At 63.9% G+C, this 15969-nt stretch carries 21 protein-coding genes and 1 pseudogene; 11 read left to right on the forward strand and 11 right to left on the reverse strand.

Going from position 1 to position 15969, the window contains the following annotated elements; translation table 11 throughout:
* Positions 1-816: 816 nt before the first annotated feature.
* Positions 817-1077 carry a hypothetical protein gene (locus AC1VAN_RS00475; protein ID WP_442251510.1) on the reverse strand — a complete coding sequence of 87 codons (261 nt, stop codon included), beginning with the start codon at positions 1075-1077 and terminating at the stop codon, positions 817-819.
* A gap of 126 nt (positions 1078-1203) precedes the next feature.
* Here AC1VAN_RS00475 and AC1VAN_RS00480 point away from each other — a divergent pair, with 126 nt between their 5' ends.
* The 3 genes from AC1VAN_RS00480 to AC1VAN_RS00490 all read left to right on the forward strand — a co-directional run bounded on the left by AC1VAN_RS00480 (position 1204) and on the right by AC1VAN_RS00490 (position 3101).
* Positions 1204-1551, forward strand: coding sequence for a TatD family hydrolase (locus tag AC1VAN_RS00480; protein ID WP_480985068.1), 348 nt, complete (start codon positions 1204-1206; stop codon positions 1549-1551).
* A gap of 426 nt (positions 1552-1977) precedes the next feature.
* On the forward strand, positions 1978-2247 hold the full coding sequence (locus AC1VAN_RS00485) for a hypothetical protein (protein WP_025875897.1): 270 nt from the start codon (positions 1978-1980) through the stop codon (positions 2245-2247).
* 155 nt (positions 2248-2402) lie between these two features.
* Positions 2403-3101, forward strand: a complete 699-nt coding sequence (locus tag AC1VAN_RS00490) for a hypothetical protein (protein WP_032978312.1) — start codon at positions 2403-2405, stop codon at positions 3099-3101.
* Between the two features lie 39 nt (positions 3102-3140).
* Here AC1VAN_RS00490 and AC1VAN_RS00495 read toward each other — a convergent pair whose 3' ends face one another.
* Positions 3141-4436 carry a GAF domain-containing sensor histidine kinase gene (locus AC1VAN_RS00495; protein ID WP_442251508.1) on the reverse strand — a complete coding sequence of 432 codons (1296 nt, stop codon included), beginning with the start codon at positions 4434-4436 and terminating at the stop codon, positions 3141-3143.
* A 105-nt stretch (positions 4437-4541) separates the two neighbouring features.
* Positions 4542-4706: a hypothetical protein gene (locus AC1VAN_RS00500; RefSeq protein ID WP_442251507.1), complete on the reverse strand. Its 165-nt coding sequence runs from the start codon at positions 4704-4706 to the stop codon at positions 4542-4544.
* A 288-nt stretch (positions 4707-4994) separates the two neighbouring features.
* On the opposite strand from AC1VAN_RS00500, the gene AC1VAN_RS00505 reads away from it, so the two are divergent.
* Together AC1VAN_RS00505 and AC1VAN_RS00510 are read left to right on the forward strand one after the other, a co-directional pair.
* The gene (locus AC1VAN_RS00505; RefSeq protein ID WP_025875904.1) at positions 4995-5543 is read left to right on the forward strand and encodes a TetR/AcrR family transcriptional regulator; all 549 of its coding nucleotides are present in this window, start codon (positions 4995-4997) and stop codon (positions 5541-5543) included.
* Positions 5544-5571: 28 nt separating this feature from the next.
* Positions 5572-6558, forward strand: coding sequence for an NAD-dependent epimerase/dehydratase family protein (locus AC1VAN_RS00510; RefSeq protein ID WP_480985069.1), 987 nt, complete (start codon positions 5572-5574; stop codon positions 6556-6558).
* Between the two features lie 3 nt (positions 6559-6561).
* On the opposite strand, the gene AC1VAN_RS00515 is transcribed toward AC1VAN_RS00510, so the two are convergent.
* On the reverse strand, positions 6562-7581 hold the full coding sequence (locus AC1VAN_RS00515; RefSeq protein ID WP_442251505.1) for an AraC family transcriptional regulator: 1020 nt from the start codon (positions 7579-7581) through the stop codon (positions 6562-6564).
* Here AC1VAN_RS00515 and AC1VAN_RS00520 point away from each other — a divergent pair.
* The 3 genes from AC1VAN_RS00520 to AC1VAN_RS00530 all read left to right on the forward strand — a co-directional run bounded on the left by AC1VAN_RS00520 (position 7565) and on the right by AC1VAN_RS00530 (position 9655).
* Complete coding sequence (locus tag AC1VAN_RS00520; RefSeq protein ID WP_478013555.1) at positions 7565-8335, forward strand: SDR family NAD(P)-dependent oxidoreductase; 771 nt, start codon at positions 7565-7567, stop codon at positions 8333-8335. The genes AC1VAN_RS00515 and AC1VAN_RS00520 overlap by 17 nt on opposite strands.
* 210 nt (positions 8336-8545) lie before the next feature.
* On the forward strand, positions 8546-9115 hold the full coding sequence (locus AC1VAN_RS00525; protein ID WP_442251503.1) for a TetR/AcrR family transcriptional regulator: 570 nt from the start codon (positions 8546-8548) through the stop codon (positions 9113-9115).
* 63 nt (positions 9116-9178) lie between these two features.
* Complete coding sequence (locus AC1VAN_RS00530; RefSeq protein WP_154879023.1) at positions 9179-9655, forward strand: nuclear transport factor 2 family protein; 477 nt, start codon at positions 9179-9181, stop codon at positions 9653-9655.
* 93 nt (positions 9656-9748) lie between these two features.
* On the opposite strand, the gene AC1VAN_RS00535 is transcribed toward AC1VAN_RS00530, so the two are convergent.
* A complete protein-coding gene (locus tag AC1VAN_RS00535; protein ID WP_442251502.1) occupies positions 9749-10192 on the reverse strand; it encodes a RidA family protein in 444 nt (147 codons plus the stop codon).
* Positions 10193-10409: 217 nt separating this feature from the next.
* Here AC1VAN_RS00535 and AC1VAN_RS00540 point away from each other — a divergent pair, with 217 nt between their 5' ends.
* Complete coding sequence (locus AC1VAN_RS00540; RefSeq protein ID WP_051562394.1) at positions 10410-10769, forward strand: HVO_A0114 family putative DNA-binding protein; 360 nt, start codon at positions 10410-10412, stop codon at positions 10767-10769.
* 468 nt (positions 10770-11237) lie between these two features.
* On the forward strand, positions 11238-11606 hold the full coding sequence (locus tag AC1VAN_RS00545) for a hypothetical protein (RefSeq protein ID WP_442251501.1): 369 nt from the start codon (positions 11238-11240) through the stop codon (positions 11604-11606).
* Between the two features lie 30 nt (positions 11607-11636).
* On the opposite strand, the gene AC1VAN_RS00550 is transcribed toward AC1VAN_RS00545, so the two are convergent.
* Entirely contained in the window at positions 11637-12314 is a 678-nt protein-coding gene (locus tag AC1VAN_RS00550) for a hypothetical protein (RefSeq protein ID WP_442251500.1), read from the reverse strand.
* 129 nt (positions 12315-12443) lie between these two features.
* On the opposite strand from AC1VAN_RS00550, the gene AC1VAN_RS00555 reads away from it, so the two are divergent.
* Positions 12444-12899, forward strand: a complete 456-nt coding sequence (locus tag AC1VAN_RS00555) for a YybH family protein (RefSeq protein ID WP_442251499.1) — start codon at positions 12444-12446, stop codon at positions 12897-12899.
* Between the two features lie 96 nt (positions 12900-12995).
* Here AC1VAN_RS00555 and AC1VAN_RS00560 read toward each other — a convergent pair whose 3' ends face one another.
* From AC1VAN_RS00560 to AC1VAN_RS00580, 5 genes and pseudogenes are all read right to left on the reverse strand, one after another.
* Positions 12996-14021 (reverse strand): NAD(P)H-dependent glycerol-3-phosphate dehydrogenase, encoded by a 1026-nt coding sequence (locus AC1VAN_RS00560; RefSeq protein WP_032978039.1) that lies wholly within the window; start codon positions 14019-14021, stop codon positions 12996-12998.
* Positions 14022-14041: 20 nt separating this feature from the next.
* Positions 14042-14560, reverse strand: coding sequence for a protein-export chaperone SecB (gene secB, locus AC1VAN_RS00565; protein WP_025875931.1), 519 nt, complete (start codon positions 14558-14560; stop codon positions 14042-14044).
* Between the two features lie 99 nt (positions 14561-14659).
* A complete protein-coding gene (locus tag AC1VAN_RS00570; RefSeq protein WP_480985070.1) occupies positions 14660-15097 on the reverse strand; it encodes a rhodanese-like domain-containing protein in 438 nt (145 codons plus the stop codon).
* Between the two features lie 57 nt (positions 15098-15154).
* Positions 15155-15465 (reverse strand): annotated as a pseudogene (locus AC1VAN_RS00575) (hypothetical protein).
* A gap of 32 nt (positions 15466-15497) precedes the next feature.
* Positions 15498-15965: a YiiD C-terminal domain-containing protein gene (locus tag AC1VAN_RS00580; RefSeq protein ID WP_032951885.1), complete on the reverse strand. Its 468-nt coding sequence runs from the start codon at positions 15963-15965 to the stop codon at positions 15498-15500.
* Positions 15966-15969 lie beyond the last annotated feature (4 nt).

Raw genomic sequence — 15969 nt, forward strand, 5'->3', positions numbered from 1 at the left:
GCCTGCTAGATCGCTACAGCAAATCTGAAAGTAAGGGAAGGAATCGCATCCTAAAGGGGTCGCCCGAGGCCCTCGACTTGCTGCGTAGGAAGGCTCGAGACATGGAAGTTCGGATTGGCTTTGTCATTGTGCAGCCGGCAATCTCTCTTCGGAGCAATCTAGATGAAGTATTGACGGTGCTCGGCACGAGCTACGTGTACATAAAAAGCATTGTAAATACCAAGCTACGAGTGATCTGCAGTCCATAAATCAGGCTGGTCAATTCCTATCGACCTACGCTGGATCATTGAAGTCGGGGTCTGAGCGGCCGGTCGCGACCATTCACGCCGCACGAAGCGCGCTGGAATCAACCAGCGCGCGTGGTGTCGGCGCGACATCAGGACCGGATGCCTTGAGAACCACCTCTCCAAGTGAAAGGATGGATGATTCTAAAGGTGCATCCCTGAGTATTCCTGTCCATTACCGCTTCTGAGGGCGGCACCGGCGTGATCGCAACGATCACACCCCTGTAGCTCAATTAGCAGAGCAGCGGATTCATATCCCGTCAGCGCCAGATGGGTGGCAAATGCCGGTTCGAGCCGGGCCAGGGGCACCATTATTATGTGGAGGACCACATGGGTGACCTAGCGGGCTTCCTAGATTCGCACTATCGAGAGTGACATGGGTCACCCAATCAGCTGTCATCTCAAGATTTGCGCCCGTCGCGCCGATAGTAGTCAACAAACGACAGTTAGGAACGAGTGAATGACATACAGGACCGAACCCTTGCCAGTCCAGCCCCCCCCGGTAACACAGACGCCCCGAGAGGTAGAGGCCCTAGAGAAGAATGAGCGATTTTTCGTTAACATCAAAGACCAGATAGAACTGACCAAGGGAGTAACGCTGGGCTTGGCCGTCATTGCGGCCTCTCACGCTTTGCTGGGCAGCGGGCTGGACAATTTCACGAAAATCGCGGGCGCACTCGTCTGCATAATTTTGGGCTTCTGGACCATATATTGTGCGGTCGCCCTGTTCTGTCAACACAGGATGAAAATTCGAGGACTGCCAATTAAAGCCAAGATCGCGCGTGTAGCGCAATACACTTTTCTATGTGCTGCCTGCTTGTTCGCCGGCGACTTGGCTCTTCAGATTGGCAAGCACGCGTCTGCTAGTGAACTTCCCACTATCCGAGCGAGCACGCCGGAAGGTCGCACCGCGGGTTGAATGTCATCTGCGCCAGATGCTCTTGAGCGTCAGCCAGAGGCGGGTTGGCCGACTCTTCACTGCTTCTCCGGAAGCAAGCGTGAGCTCGCGCGTGCTGTAGAAATGGCCTACCGGTTCTCGATTGGGCCAGCCATGCTACTGAGTGAAAGAGGACGTAAGTTAGTGCAGCTCATGCCACCTGATGGCGTTCTGACCGAGACTGACGGGCCGTTCGTCCACCTTGATGGGAGAGCATTTCTCCCTGAGACGTCCATTCAGAGTATCCGGTGCTTTCCGACATATGGGCCTGCGAAGCTCGGGACGTRGATCAACGCATTGAATCTAACCTTAGGCGGTTTTCATCAATGATGAGTCACTCCTGATTTCGTGCCCGCGCCATATCACCTTCGCTCCTCGTAGTCCGCATCTAGGCGACCCGTCGCAACCATCCATGCCGCGCGAAGAGCGCTTGCATCTTCGACCTGATCGCCCTGCGCCATGAGGCCTGCACACACGAAACCGCGGTGCCCGCGTCGATGTTGTTGCGCCACGCTCATCGGCGCCCATCGAGAGGAACACCATGAGTCGGCTTCAGGCTTATGAATTGGGGAGATCGAAGTGGCACAAGGACATCAACCGATGCGGCAGAGCTCGCTTGTTCCCGCTTGTTAAGGATTGCTGATTGCCCGACCTTCACAGGCCATCCACGTCTTCCAACTGCAGCTGAAAGCACTTCGCAGCGGCGGGAACAAACGCCGCTATATTCCAGACTCCCCAGACGAAGGAGGGAGTGGAATGTTCCTGACCAAGCAGCAAATCAACGCGGCACGTGCCGTCACCGTAGCCATCGTTGCTACCGTAAGCCTCGGTGCTTGCGCCACCTACAAAGACGAATTTGCAACGATCAACTCGCGTCTCGACCAGCTCGACGTGAAGGTGCAGGGCGCGGCGCAGAGCGCCGAATCCGCCAACCAGTCTGCACAGCAGGCCAACCAGCGTCTGGATCAGATCGAAGGCCGCGTGCAGCAGCTCGAAAGGGTCCCCGGCCGCAAGCCGCGCGGGTAACCGCTCTCCACCCACTTTGATGAACGCTTGAACCAGACACCAGTGGCCTTCACCGGCCACTGGTGTCTTTCAGCCTCTCGGTCGTCATCCGAAGGAGCCGTCCCATTCGTACGTACTCACTCCCTGCACGCCGGGCCGTATCGGCCACGCTGGCCATCGCGCTGGCACTGGCAGGAACCGGCGCAGCCAGCGCCAGGAACGCCAAGGAAGCCAAGGACGCACCCACGGAAACGGCGACCGCCGCCGATGAACTTCCGCAGGGCCAGGAAGTGTCCGATACGGTGATTGAACTGGCCGGCTGGGTCGTGGCCAGCAAGGACAACCAGGGCTATCCGTTCGCGATCATGGACAAGGCGGCTGCGCAGGTCCTGGTCTTCGGCGGTGACGGCAAGCTGCGCGGCGCAGCGCCAGCGCTGTTTGGTTCGGCCATCGGCGATCACTCGGCACCCGGCGTCGCCAAGCTCGCACTGAGCGCGATTCCCGGCCACGACCGCACCACCCCGGCGGGTCGTTTCATTGGCGCCTATGGCCCGTCCGAGGACGCCGGACGCGTGCTGTGGGTGGACTACGATTCCGCCGTTTCAATGCACCCGCTTCCCCCGGGCACCCCGAAAGAGAAGCGCAGCGAACGACTGGCATCGGCCACGCCGGACGACAACCGTGTCACCCACGGCTGCATCAATGTCTCGCCCGGGTTCTACGAGCAGATCGTGCATCCCACGTTCGAGAAAGGCGGCGTGTTCTACGTGCTGCCGGACAAGGATTCGATCGAAGAAACGTTCCCGGAGTTCGCGCAGAGTCGCGCGGCTGCGAAGGACGTGGATGAAAAAGACGCGCGACACGCCCGCAAATGAAACCCGGTTGAAGGCTGCGGACGTGGTCGCGGCAGACCGCTACGGAAGCTCCAGCCTGGGCATCTTGAACGTGAACAAGGTGCCGGCGGCCGCACTGGACTCCACCTCCAACGTGCCGCCATGGGACCGCGCGATCTCCGACGCAATGTAGATGCCGAGGCCGAGACCCGGCCGCGGACGCTCACTCTTTTCACGTGAGAATGGGCTGAAAATCGCGTCCAACCTCGCTGATGGAATGTGTCCCTCGTTGTGTACGTCGAGCGTGAGCATTTCCGGCTCGGAGTGGACGGTCAGCGTAATCGGGGACGAGCGCTCTCCGTGTACCGCTGCATTGGTGAGCAGGTTGGCCAGGAGCTGTGCCAATCTGCTCGGGTCGCAGACCACGTCGTCGTCTATCTTTATGTGGACCTTGATGTCCTGGCGGCCAGTGGCGATTTCCACCTCTTCCACAACCCGCTTCAGGTCTTCTTCCAGCGTGCTTGTCAGCTGCAGCGCGATGGGAATGCCGCCGCCCAGACGTCCCCTGGCGAAATCAAGCACGTCGTTGATCAGTCCGTCCATTCTGGCAACGCCGGAGGTGATGTGCGCGAGCATCCGTTGCTGGCGCTCAGTGCCCGCCTCACATGCCAGCGAATCTGCGGCGATGCTGATGGCCTGCAGCGGACTGCGCAGGTCATGACCCAGCACGGCAATGAACTGGTCGCGCAGGTCGGCGACACGATGCGCGTCGGAGAGCGCCGTTTCCGCTCGCACAAGGCGATCTTCCTTGTCGAGGTAACTTCCTACCAGGTCGGCCAGCAGTTCCATGGAGCGTTGGACGTGGGCTATGTCGAAGTTGGCCGGTGCCGAATCAATCGCGCAGAGCGTGCCGAAGAAGCTCCCGTCTGGCCGATGGATGGGAACGGACGCATAGCTCTCAAGCCCGTAGATCCGTGGCGTGTGATGCTGGGAGTAAATCGGGTGCTCGCTTGCATGCGCAAATACAACTGACGTCGCCGACTGCCTGATCTCGTCACAGATGGTGGTCTCAAGCACCAGTTGGCCACCGGGAACCAGCCCGAACCCCAGGGTGTCGAAGGTGGCGCACGCGGTCCAGGTTGTCTGGGTCACGCGGGCAATGGCCGTGAATCGTGAGCCCGTGATGTGGGCGACGGTCTCCAGGATTCGCGGCACGGCCTGGATTCGACCAATCTCGGCGATGTCGTCCAGCAGATTGGGGTCCGTCAGCTTCTGCATGGTCGCTCGTCCGGTGGGCACCGCATCATCCCATGGAACCGTTGTGTAGGTTGATGCGAGGGTGATTGCGGCCTTTTCAGGCTTGGTCGTGGCGGACACTCGGGCCCCCTGCGGGAGGTGAACGACCGATCTGTCCGAATGCAGACATTGCGCAGGTCAGGCCATCTCCTTGGTCTCGTGGTCGCGCCGATCGTCGATGACCGTTCAGAGCTTGATTTCCAGCGTTGCCCGATACAACAGCGCCGTCTTGCGGCGCCGCTCGATATCCGTCGAGCCGCTCTCGTCGAAGTAGGCGTTCCCCGAAATGATCGCCTGCTGCAGCAGTTGCGCACGCTCACGCGGAGCTTGCTCTTCCTGCTGATGCTCCATCGCACGTCAGGTTGAAGACAGAGGGCACCGAAACCTCCACTGCGGCCGTGACCCAGCTGCTGAAAGGTCTTGTAGGTGCTGGCTACGTGGACAAGCAGGAGGCAACCGACGACCGGCGCAAGTGACGGCTGCCGGTCGAGCGCGCCACCGGCAGCGCGAAGCGAACATCCAGCAGTGGATGCAGCAGGCGCTGGCGCACTCTACGACGCGCTGTAGGCCGCCCAGAGGGCTTTACACCATCGCATCCATATTTATAATCGACCGGATGGTTAAATATGGAATCCGGTGATGGGCCGTCGCAAAAGTATTGATCCGCAGCAGCTCCTTGATGCTGCCGAGCGCGTTGTCGCCCAGGTGGGGGCGGCGCGCCTGACGTTGGATGCGGTGGCCGCCGAAGCCGGGGTCAGCAAGGCCTCGGTGGTCTACGACTTCCAGTCCAAGGCCGGTCTCATCCAGGCCGTGGTCGAACGTGCGGTGGCCCGCGACAACGCCTTCAACCGCGAGGCGGCCAAGGGGTTCAACCAGGATGCGCTGCTGCGCGGTCGTATTGCCGCAGCGGCCCAGCCCTTTCCCGAGGCATTCCAGCCGGTGGCCTTGGCGCTGTGCGCGGCCATGGCCCAAGATCCACAGCTGCGCGCACCCATCCAGCACAACCAGGCGCAGATCCTGGCCGAGATCCAGCAGCAGGCCACGCACCCACGCAGCGCGTTGCTGGCATACCTCGCGCTGGAGGGTATGAAGCTGCTGGAGTCGCTGGACTACGTGCAGTGGCCGGCCGCGCAGCGGCAGCAGCTGCTGCAGGACATTGGCGCGTTGATCGAGACGCCGCCGCGCTGAACCCGTTCTCTCCCCCGAGGTAACCCTGATGAGTTCTTCCACCCTCTTCCTGACCGGAGGAAGCGGCTACGTGGGCCGCAATCTGATTCGCCGCCTGTGTGYAGACGGTCACCACGTGCGTGCGCTGGTGCGCAGCCCCCAGGCGGCGGCGGTGGTACAGGCGCTGGGCGCCCAGCCGGTACACGGCGATCTGCTGGACCCCGACATCGCTTTGGCGATGGAGGGCTGCGCCGCGCTGATCCACGCGGCCGCCGACACCGACCACCGAAATGCTTCACCCAGCCAGTGGCAGACCAACGTGGAAGGCACCCGCAACGTGCTGACGGCCGCCCGTACTGCGGGTGTGTCGGTGGCGATCGTGCTGAGCAGCGAATCGGCACTGACCACCGGTGCGCCTTTGCATCAGGCGCGCGAGAACCATCAGTATCCGGCGCGCGCAGCAGGCATCTACGGCGCGAGCAAGGCTGAAGCAGAACGGGTGGCGATCGCGCTGTCCACACCGCATTTCGCAGTGAAGGTGCTGCGACCAAGATTTGTCTGGGGCCGCGACAACACGACCGCTATGCCCTACTTGCTGCAGGCCGTACGCAGCGGCCGCTTCGCCTGGATCGACGGCGGGCACTACCTCACCTCGTCCACCCACGTGGACAACCTGGCTGAAGCGGTCTGCTGCGCCTTGACGCGCGGTGCGGGCGGCCGTGTCTACCACATCTGCGATGGTGCGCCCGTGCCGTTCCGCCGTCTGATTGGCGCTCAGTTGCTGGCTTATGGCGTACAACCGCCTGAAAAACAGGTGCCGCGTGCGCTGCTGCGTGTTTTCATCGGACTGGATGACCTGTTCCGCAGACTGCGGCTGCCTCTGCGTGCGCCAATGACCCGCCAGGAGTTCGCATCTTCAGCGGTGGAGGTCACGCTGGATGACAGCCGTGCACGCAGCGAGCTTCGCTATCGGCCGGCGGTTACGCTGGAAGCCGGAATCGCGATGCTGCAGCGCCAAGTGGCCGAGCAAGGCTGATACTCATCGAGCGATCAGCGGGAGAGCCTCGCGCGGTGCGTGGCCGAACAGCCGACTGAACTCGCGGCTGAACTGAGAAGGGCTCTCGTAGCCCACGGCGAACGCGGTGGCGGAGATGCTGGTGCCGCCCCCCTGCAGCAGGCGACGTGCCTCGATCAGGCGCARCTGCTTCTGGTACTGCAGCGGTGACAGGCCCGTTGCCGCACGGAAATGCCGATAGAACAGCGCGCTGCCCATGCCTGCACGGCTGGCCAGCGCGGCCGCATCAAGCGGTTGCCGGAAGCTGCGTTGCAGGGTGCGAATCGCGCCCGCCATCCGCCGTGCCAAGGGAGATGGCTGGGCCATCGCCAGCAGTGCTGGCCCTGCTTCACCCTGCAACAGACGAAACAGCAGCTCACGCTGCAGGGCAGGCCACAGCAGCCGCTGGGCGTCGGGCGTGTCGAGGGCCAGCTCCAGCAGACGCAGCAGACAGCTCAGTACGGGTGAATCCAGCGCTACCACACTGAATGGCGCAGGATGAGGCGCTTGGCCTGTCGGTGGGTTGCCCAACTGGCTCAGCAACTGTCGCAACAAGACGGTGTCCAACTCCACCACCAGCCCCAGAAAATGCGTCTGGTGGTTGCCCCGGGCGGCCATCCCGCGAGCGGGAACGGGCTGACGGGTGAGTAGTGCATCGCCGGCGCGATATTCCAGCACCGCATCGCCCACCCATACCTGTTTGGCCCCCTGTAGCACCGCCGCCACCGCGGGACGGTACAGAGCCGGGGCCGGAGCGCGCGTTGATCCTGTACGCGCCAGCCAAGCGCCGGGCAGAAGTTCCAGCAGCGGCTCCGCGTCCAGGCTGCGTGCGCGCAGCACCGCCTGCGCCTGCAGCGCTAATGCACGCAGCGGGGCTTGGCGATCACAGGTAGCAGGGAAATCGGGCAAGGATCGTGTGCAATTGGGCAAGTGCGGACGGCACCGTGGGCGCAGCATGTCACGCTCCGTTTCACGAGACAAAGCCACCATGAACAGCGTACACACTCCGCGCACCATCGCCCTGGTTACCGGCGGCAGCCGCGGCATTGGCCGCAGCATTGCCCTCCACTTGGCCAGGCAGGGTAGCGACGTGATGATTACCTACCAGCATCAGCAGGTTCAGGCCGCCGAAACCCTGCGCCAGATCGAAGCCTATGGCGTACGCGCCGCGATGCTGCCGCTGGATCTGGATGCGGTTGGATCACTGGAGACCTTCGTATCGGCTGTGCGGGCACAATTGCAGCGCTGGGGTGCATCGTACTTCCAACAGCTGGTGAACAATGCAGGGCTGCACGCACCATCGGCGTTCGGTGAGATCCGCGGCGATGACATCGACCTGCTGTACCGCGTGCATTTCAAAGCGCCACTGCTGCTGACCCAGTTGCTGGCGCCGCAGCTGGCCGATGGCGGCGCCATCATCAACATCTCCACCAGCCTTACCCGCCACGTGGCTGCGGGCAGCCTGGTGTACGCAGCAATGAAGAGCGCACTGGAAACCGCCACCCACTATCTCGCGCTCGAGCTGGGACCGAGGGGCATCGCGGTCAACGCCGTAGCCCCTGGCGCCACCGAGACCGACTTCTTCGGCGGTGCAGTGCGCGACGATGCCGCCGTGAACCACTATGTGGCACAGCACACGGCGATGGGACGTACGGGTCGCCCCGACGACATCGGCATGGCCGTGGCAAACCTGCTGGCGGGAGGCAGTCATTGGATTACCGGTCAGCGCATTGAGGCCTCAGGAGGAATGCTCCTGTAAGCGACTAGAGGGCCTCGCGATGTCAGCTTCTGGCCGAAAGTGGACGCTGGCGTGTGCATGCAATCCGAGCAGATATTCGTCAACCCGGCCGGGCGCTACAGGTTCTGGAAATGTCCGGATTACCTGGCAGGTCGCCTTCGGCAACTGCGCCGCCGAGCTGATGTGTAATCGCTGGTTGACAAGGTAGAACGATCGTTCTACCTTGGCGCCATGGATAAGACAACGACCGACACCCGACTGAAGATCCTGGACACGGCGGAGGCGCTGATTTACCAGAACGGAATACATGCGACCGGCATGGATCTGCTGGTGAAGACCTCTGGCGTTGCGCGCAAGAGCATTTACCGACACTTTGAAAACAAGGACCAGGTTGCCGCAGCCGCGCTGAGCGCGCGGGACGTGCGCTGGCTCAACTGGTTCAGGCAGGAATGCGACAAGGCCGGCAGCCCGGAAGCGCGCATCCTGGGCATGTTCACGGTGCTCAAAGGTTGGTTCAGGTCCGAGGGCTATCGCGGCTGTGCCTTCATCAACACGGCAGGCGAGGTCGGCGATTCTCACGACCCGATCCGCAGGATCGCCAAGCACCACAAGCAGAAACTGCTCGATTACACGCTGGAGCTCACCGGGCAACTGAACATCGCGCAGCCGGCCGTTCTGGCGCAGCAGCTCCTGCTTCTGATGGAAGGCGCCATCACCGTATCGCGCGTGATGGGTGACTACGACGCCGCAGACACCGCAAGGGACGTTGCGCAGTTGTTGTTGAAGCAAGCCACGCGCTAACGCCGCAGTAACCGAAATCCCGCCGCAGTACCCCGTTCATCCATTTCCACTGGAGGCCCCACCGTGTCCGCAGAAGCACCCCGTCCCCCCCTTCCCCCGTTCACTCTCGAAGCGGCGATCCAGAAGGTTCGCTTGGCAGAAGATGGCTGGAATTCCCGCGATGCCGACAAAGTGGCGCTTGCCTATTCGCTCGACACCCAGTGGCGAAACCGCGCCGAGTTCACCAACGGCCGCGAGGAAGCCCGGCAGTTCCTTGCCCGAAAGTGGAAGAAGGAGCTTGAGTACCGCCTGATCAAGGAATTGTGGGCATTCACCGGCAACCGCATCGCCGTGCGCTACGCCTATGAATGGCGCGACGACTCTGGAAACTGGTTCCGCTCCTATGGAAACGAGAACTGGGAGTTCGGCGCGGATGGTCTGATGGAGCGCCGCTTCTCGTGCATCAACGACATGCCCATCAAGGACAGCGAACGCAAGTTCCACTGGCCACTGGGGCGCCGCCCGGATGATCACCCGGGGCTGTCCGACCTGGGCATGTAAGCTGCGGAGCCAACGTGAGGAAGGCCTGCGGGCGTGAATGCGCCCGCGGGCTTTCCATGTCAGCGCGGGGTGCTCCTTCGCTTCAGGGTCCGGCTACGGCTGCACTTCAGCGCGGAACGCGATCTCGATCAACTGTTCGGGGAAGGCGAGCGCGGAAACCCCGATGAGGTTGCTGGCCACCTGGGGAACAGGCTGGCCATAGACGGCAGGCCTGACCTTGCTGCTGGCGGCGAACGCCGCAGGCACATCAATGACAAACAGGGTTTCCTCAACCACATCCGCCAACGATCCACCCAGCTCGGCCAACAACACCTGCGCGTTCTCGTAGGTGCGCTTCATCTGCGCTTCCATGGTGTCGAAGTTGGCAGGCTTTCCATCAGCGCCCAGAGCGGCCGGTGCCACCAGCTGTCCCTCCGGCGTGTGCGAGAGCTGGCCCGACACGAAGATCGAATTGTTCACGCGCACGGCCTGTACATACCCATAGGTCGATTCCCACGGCACGCCGAAGCTGGCCGTCTTGCGGTTGGAGGTACTCATTGCGTTGTCCTTCCAAGGATAAGGTCGCTGGTCTGCCGGCAGGCTCGGGTCCCCGCCTGCCCCGAACGGGTGAGGCAAGCGTGATCGTGAGCCTCGTGCGGCTGCTGCTGGCCGGAAGCAGACACAGCCTTCGGTTGCGCCATCCATGCGCCGTTTGTTCAATCCAGCGCGTGCTCGGCCAGACATGATCTATCGGTCCCAATGCAATCCCGCACCGATGACAGATTCCGATACGTGCCGTTCGCCAGTCCAAAGTACCTTCCGACGTTGTGTCATCGGTGGAGAACGAAAGGACAGATCGGCACCACCGCAGGTTACGGAGGGGGCGATAGCCTTCTCCACCCTGTCTTCCCTGGCCGCAGTATTGAGCGATGAGAACCGCCGGCTGTTGCGACTGCTGCGCGAACTTCAACCCAGGTCGCTCACCGAACTGTCCGAGCACTGCGGGCGCAAGGTTCCAAGCCTTTCTCGTACCCTTCGGATGATGGAAGGCTATGGGCTGGTTGAACTGAAGCGGGTCGGGGCGTCTGTGGTGCCATCTGCCATGGCCACGCGCTTTCTCATAGAGCTCGACTAGCACCACGTTGTATCGCCGCATCGCGGAGTTCTGTCGTTATTGCCTCGTTGACGTGTCAGCCCACTACGCTGGCAATCACGACCCATGTCGCATATTCCTCTATCGCCGAGGGCCCTTGCGCCATCGGCGTCTGGGGCGGCTTAACAGCATGCAAGAATGCCGAAAGCGTCTTGCATCAAGCATTGAATGCAACTCTTCTGATTGGCACTGCGCGTCGGCACAGGTACAGATGACGAGCCGCCTCATCTGGGGCGGCCGGGCCTCGAAAACCCGTATCGACAATGAAGTGATTGCGCTTGCCGGCCGACGCCACCTCGCGTGGCGTCGGTCGGCAATCCGTCTGCCGGCTGCGGCGGGCGGAGCGTGGAGGCCTTGTGCCTGCCGGTTCATTGTCCCGGTTTTCGAGCCACGTCTCCGCCCGCCACCTTTGTGTGGCGGCTACCGTCTGTCCTGCACGGAGCCCCAGCCATGACTGCACCGGAATTCCCCCGTCCCCATCCCTATCGCGCAGCTGACGATGCGTCATCAGAGCAAGCATCTGCGATCGATCCCAGAGCTTTCATCGCCACGCTGACGCGTATCGGCAACGGCGCAGCCGCCGACGGCCAGCCGTGGCCGGAGCGTCATCAGATGCCCGGCCGCCGCATGGCGCTGGCCGATGCGGACTGCGCACTGGCGGGCCTGCGCATCGCGCTGGAAATGCTGCTGGCGGCCGAGCGCGTCCGCCAGAACGGACCGGACGACGAATACGTGGGCGATCGGGTGATGGAGGGTTTGATGATGGCGTGCCTGGCGCTGACCGCGCAGGTCAGCGCGCGGATGCGGCCTGAGGCGTAACGCCGGAGAATCTTCCGGCGTTACCGCCGGTCATTCGCAGGAATCGCCTTCTTCCTTCAGCATCGCCTCGTCCACCGGCCGCTCGCGCTCGATCAGCGCGCGCTGCTCCGCGTTCGGCTCGCCCAGCCACCACACGTTGCAGCGGGTGGTAAGGCGGCCGACCATCTTCGAGTGCGTCGGCGAATACAGCATCGCCAGCGCGGTGGTCGAGCACTGGTGCGCCTGGCAGGCGGTGTAGAGCCACCACGGCTCGCCCTGCAGCACCATCAATTCGCCAGGCCCGCTGGGACCGCTCAGCAGGCGTTCGCGCAGGGAGGGGACGTTCTTGTCGGGCGATTCGGCCGTGGCAGTGTTCTTCATCAGGGCGTCGAACGCGGCCAGCACCTTCGGGTCCTTGCGGCCGCAGTCGTCCACGGTGTTGCCGCCGACCAGGGTGAAGAAATAAGTCGCCAGCGGATTGTCCGCGCAGGTGAGTTCGGCGCCGGGGGTCTCACCTTCCGGCTCGCCTTCGTTGTCCCACACCGACGGGTCCACGCCGTCTTCGACGGAAGGCGCGTTCTCGACCACCGTGGCCGTGGCGGCGGGGGCTTCCGTCGGCGCAGCAGTAGCGGCGGGTGCAGCTGCGGTGCCTGCTTCCGGTGCCGGTGCCTGCGTGCACGCGGCCAGCAACGCGACCAGCCCTGCCATTCCCATCATTCGAGACGTCATTCCCTGTCCTGTGTCCATTCGCCCAGCCGGCGACCGCGTGATTCTACCCGCCAGCCAAGGTGGATACTCTGGCAATCACGCCTTCCATCACTGCCAGGATGCAGACGTATGTGCCGTTCAAGACTTGCCGTGATTCTTCTCAGTGGCCTGTTGCTGGCCGGGCCTGTTGTTGCGCAGGAGCCCGCCGCACGCTCGCCCGCCGCGCGTCTTGCCGATGTCCCCCTGCCCGCCGCGCTGGATCGCGTGCTGCGCGATTACGAACAGGCGTGGCGCACCGGTGATGCGAAGGCGTTGGCGGGATTGTTCGCCGAGGATGGTTTCATCCTGCAGAGCAACCAGCCGCCCGTGCGCGGGCGCGCGGCGATCGAGGCGGCGTATGCCGGCCAGGGAAGCAGCCCGTTGCGGCTGCGTGCGCTGGCCTATGCCGCAGAGGAATCCACCGGTTACATCATTGGTGCCTACACCTACGGCAACAACGCAGGCGATACCGGGAAGTTCACGCTGACGTTGAAGCGGGTGGCGGGTGGGCCATGGATGATTTTTTCGGACATGGACAACACCAACGCGCCGCCGCAGTCGCGGTGATGGGCGCTGCGGGTTCCGCAGTAGATCCACGCCATGCGTGGATGGGTTTCGCGCACGCACAGAAAAAACCCCGGCGCTGGGCCGGGGTTTTTCGATTCACTTGAACAGCGTATCCGGATACTCCGGTTTCTGTTCGCGTGCCAACAGCGCACGCAATCCTTCTTCCGGGGTCTGCTCGCCATGCAGCACGGCGCGCACGCGGTCGGAGATGGGCAGGTCGATGCCATGACGGCGCGCCTGTCGCATCACCTCGTCGGCGGTCTGCACCGACTCGACCACCTGGCCGATTTCGCGGATGGCGTCCTGCAGCGTCTGCCCGCGGCCCAGGGCCAGGCCCAGGCGGCGGTTGCGCGACAGGTCGCCGGTGCAGGTCAGCACCAGGTCGCCCAGCCCCGCCAGGCCCATCAGCGTTTCCGGCTTGGCGCCGATCGCTGCCGCCAGGCGCAGCATCTCGTTGAGGCCACGGGTGATCAGGCCGGCACGGGCGTTCAGGCCCAGCTGCATGCCATCGGCCACGCCGGTGGCCACGGCCAGCACGTTCTTCATCGCACCGCCCAGCTCGGCACCGACCATGTCGTCGCCGGTGTAGGCGCGAAACGCCGGACCGTGCATCGCCTCGGCCACCGTCTGCGCGAACTCGGGCACGTCGCCGTGCACGGTGATCGCGGTCGGCAGGCCCAGAGTGACTTCCTTGGCGAACGACGGCCCGGTGACAACGGCCAGCGGCACGTCCTCGCCCAGCACTTCGCGCGCCACTTCATGCAGGAAGCGGCCAGAGCCGGGCTCGAAGCCCTTGGTGGCCCAGGCCACACCGGCACCGGCCGGACGCAGCGGTGCCAGCGCGCGCACGGTTTCACCGAATGCATGCGACGGGGTCACCACCAGGATCCAGGCGGCACCTTCCACCGCCGACGCGAGGTCGGTGGTGGCGCGCAGCGATTCCGGCAACGGAATGCCCGGCAGGTAACGCGGATTCTCGTGGCGCTGGTCGATGGCCTCGACCACGGCGGCATCGCGCCCCCACAGCACGGTCTGGCGACCGTGGCGGGCGAGCAGCGTCGCCAGCGCGGTTCCCCAGGAACCGGCGCCGAGTACGGCAACCTTGTCAGCGGTAGTGCTCATCCGTGACGTCGCGGCCGGGATCAGGCGTTGCCGGCCGGCTCGGAGTCAGCCAGCGACGGTGCGTCGCCCTGCTCCTGGCGCTGGCGCAGGGTTTCTGCGTACAGGCCTTCGAAGTTGATCGGCTGCAGGAAGAACGGCGGGAAGCCGCCGGCCTGGATCAGGTCGCTGACCAGCTGGCGCACGTACGGGAACAGGATGTTCGGGCACTGGGTGCCGAGGAGCACGTCGATCGACTGCGGGTCCAAGCCGACCAGGCCGAACACGCCRGCCTGCTTCACTTCGGCCACGTACGCGGTGCGCTCGCCGGCCTGGCAGGTCAGGGTCACGGCCAGCACGACTTCAAAGGCATTCTCGCCCAGACGCTGGACCTGCTGGTTCAGGTTGAGCTGCAGTTCCGGCTGCACCTGGTCGTTGAAGATCGACGGGGCATTCGGCGACTCGAAAGAAACGTCCTTGACGTAGATCTTCTCGACGGTGAACGCGGGGCCGGTGGCGGCATCGACCGGCGCGACAGCGCCGTTGGTGGTCTCTTCGGACATTTCCAGTAACTCCAGTGAATGCAATGAAAACGATGGTCGAATTACTGCGATGGGGGCGGCGGAGGGCGCAAACAAGGCCACATCCGCCACCGCCTGCGATCAGTTGCGGCCCTTGACCAGCGGCAGTTCTGCCTGCTGCCACGCGGGGATGCCGCCGTCGAGCACGAAGACCTTTTCGAAGCCGGCCTTCTTCAGCGCCTTGGCGGCGGTCTCGGACGCGTTGCCGCTGCGGCACACCAGTACCACCGGGGCCTGCTTGGCGTTGGCCACCAGCTTGTGCTCGGGGCCGAACGCGCTGGCCTGGGCACTGCGGCTGCCGGCGATGTGGCCCTTTTCGAAATCAGCGCTGGGCGACAGATCAACCACCACCGTGCCGCCCGCGTTGATCAGCTGGGTCAGTTCGGCGGGCTTGATGCCCTTGAAGCCCCGGAACAGGCGGCKGAYTTCGGTSACGATGAGGGCCACGGTCAGGCCGACCAGGGCCRYSGACARCATCGGGTTTCGGCCKGCRAAGGCCAGCAACTCTTCGTAATTCACTMAGRTCACGGGTCGATTAAGCGGGCGCCGATTGTCGCACAAGCCGGACGCGACCCGTCACTGCCCCTGCCAGAGGTCCGGCAGGCCCGCACTCTGCCACCAGCGCTTGGCTTCCGGATCCCAGCGCCAGCGCTCGGTCACCACCACGGTGCGCTCGGCCTGTCGGTCGGCGGCTTGGTCTTGCGCAGCTGCGGGTCCAGATAGGCGATGGCGTCGTCCATGCTGCCCCAGCGGATGGTGGCACCGTAGGCGATCTGGGTCTCTTCCAGCAGCTTGCGCTGCTTGCGGCTGAGGTCGTCGGCGGCAGCGCCGGCGGCGGCGCTGAGCAGCAGCAGGGAACACAGGAGGATCTGGATGAGGCGGCGCATCGGTGGGTTCCGCAGGGCGTCAGCCTGCCATCCTACCCTTTGGCGAAGGCAACGAAGCGACCGCTGAATTCGGCCGCGGCCTTGCCGTCGGCACCGGGCTGGGTGGCGACAATGCTGATGCGGGCCTTGCCGCGCTGGCGGAAGGTGGCCAGGAAGGTCTCCCAGGCGCCGCTTCCGGCCGCTTCGGCATGGGCATGCAGGTCTTCATAGACCGGTGCCAGGTAGCGCAGGTTGCTGTCGGCCACGTAGACCTCGGCGTCGTGGCCGGCCAGGCGCAGGCGCAGGCTGACCAGCGCCCAGCCGGACAGGGTCAGCACCGAGGCCAGGCTGCCGCCGAACGCATTGCCCTTGTCATTGACGTTGGCCACCAGCGGCGCGGTGATGCGCAGCACGCCGTCGGCATAGCCATCCAGGCGGATCTGCATCGCGCGGACCGCCGGCATGCAGTCCAGCACGTCCTGCAGGGCAGCCAGCGAAGAGGTCAGGGCATCAACAGCCATCAGC

Source organism: Stenotrophomonas sp. 05L44_2, from assembly GCF_056665995.1.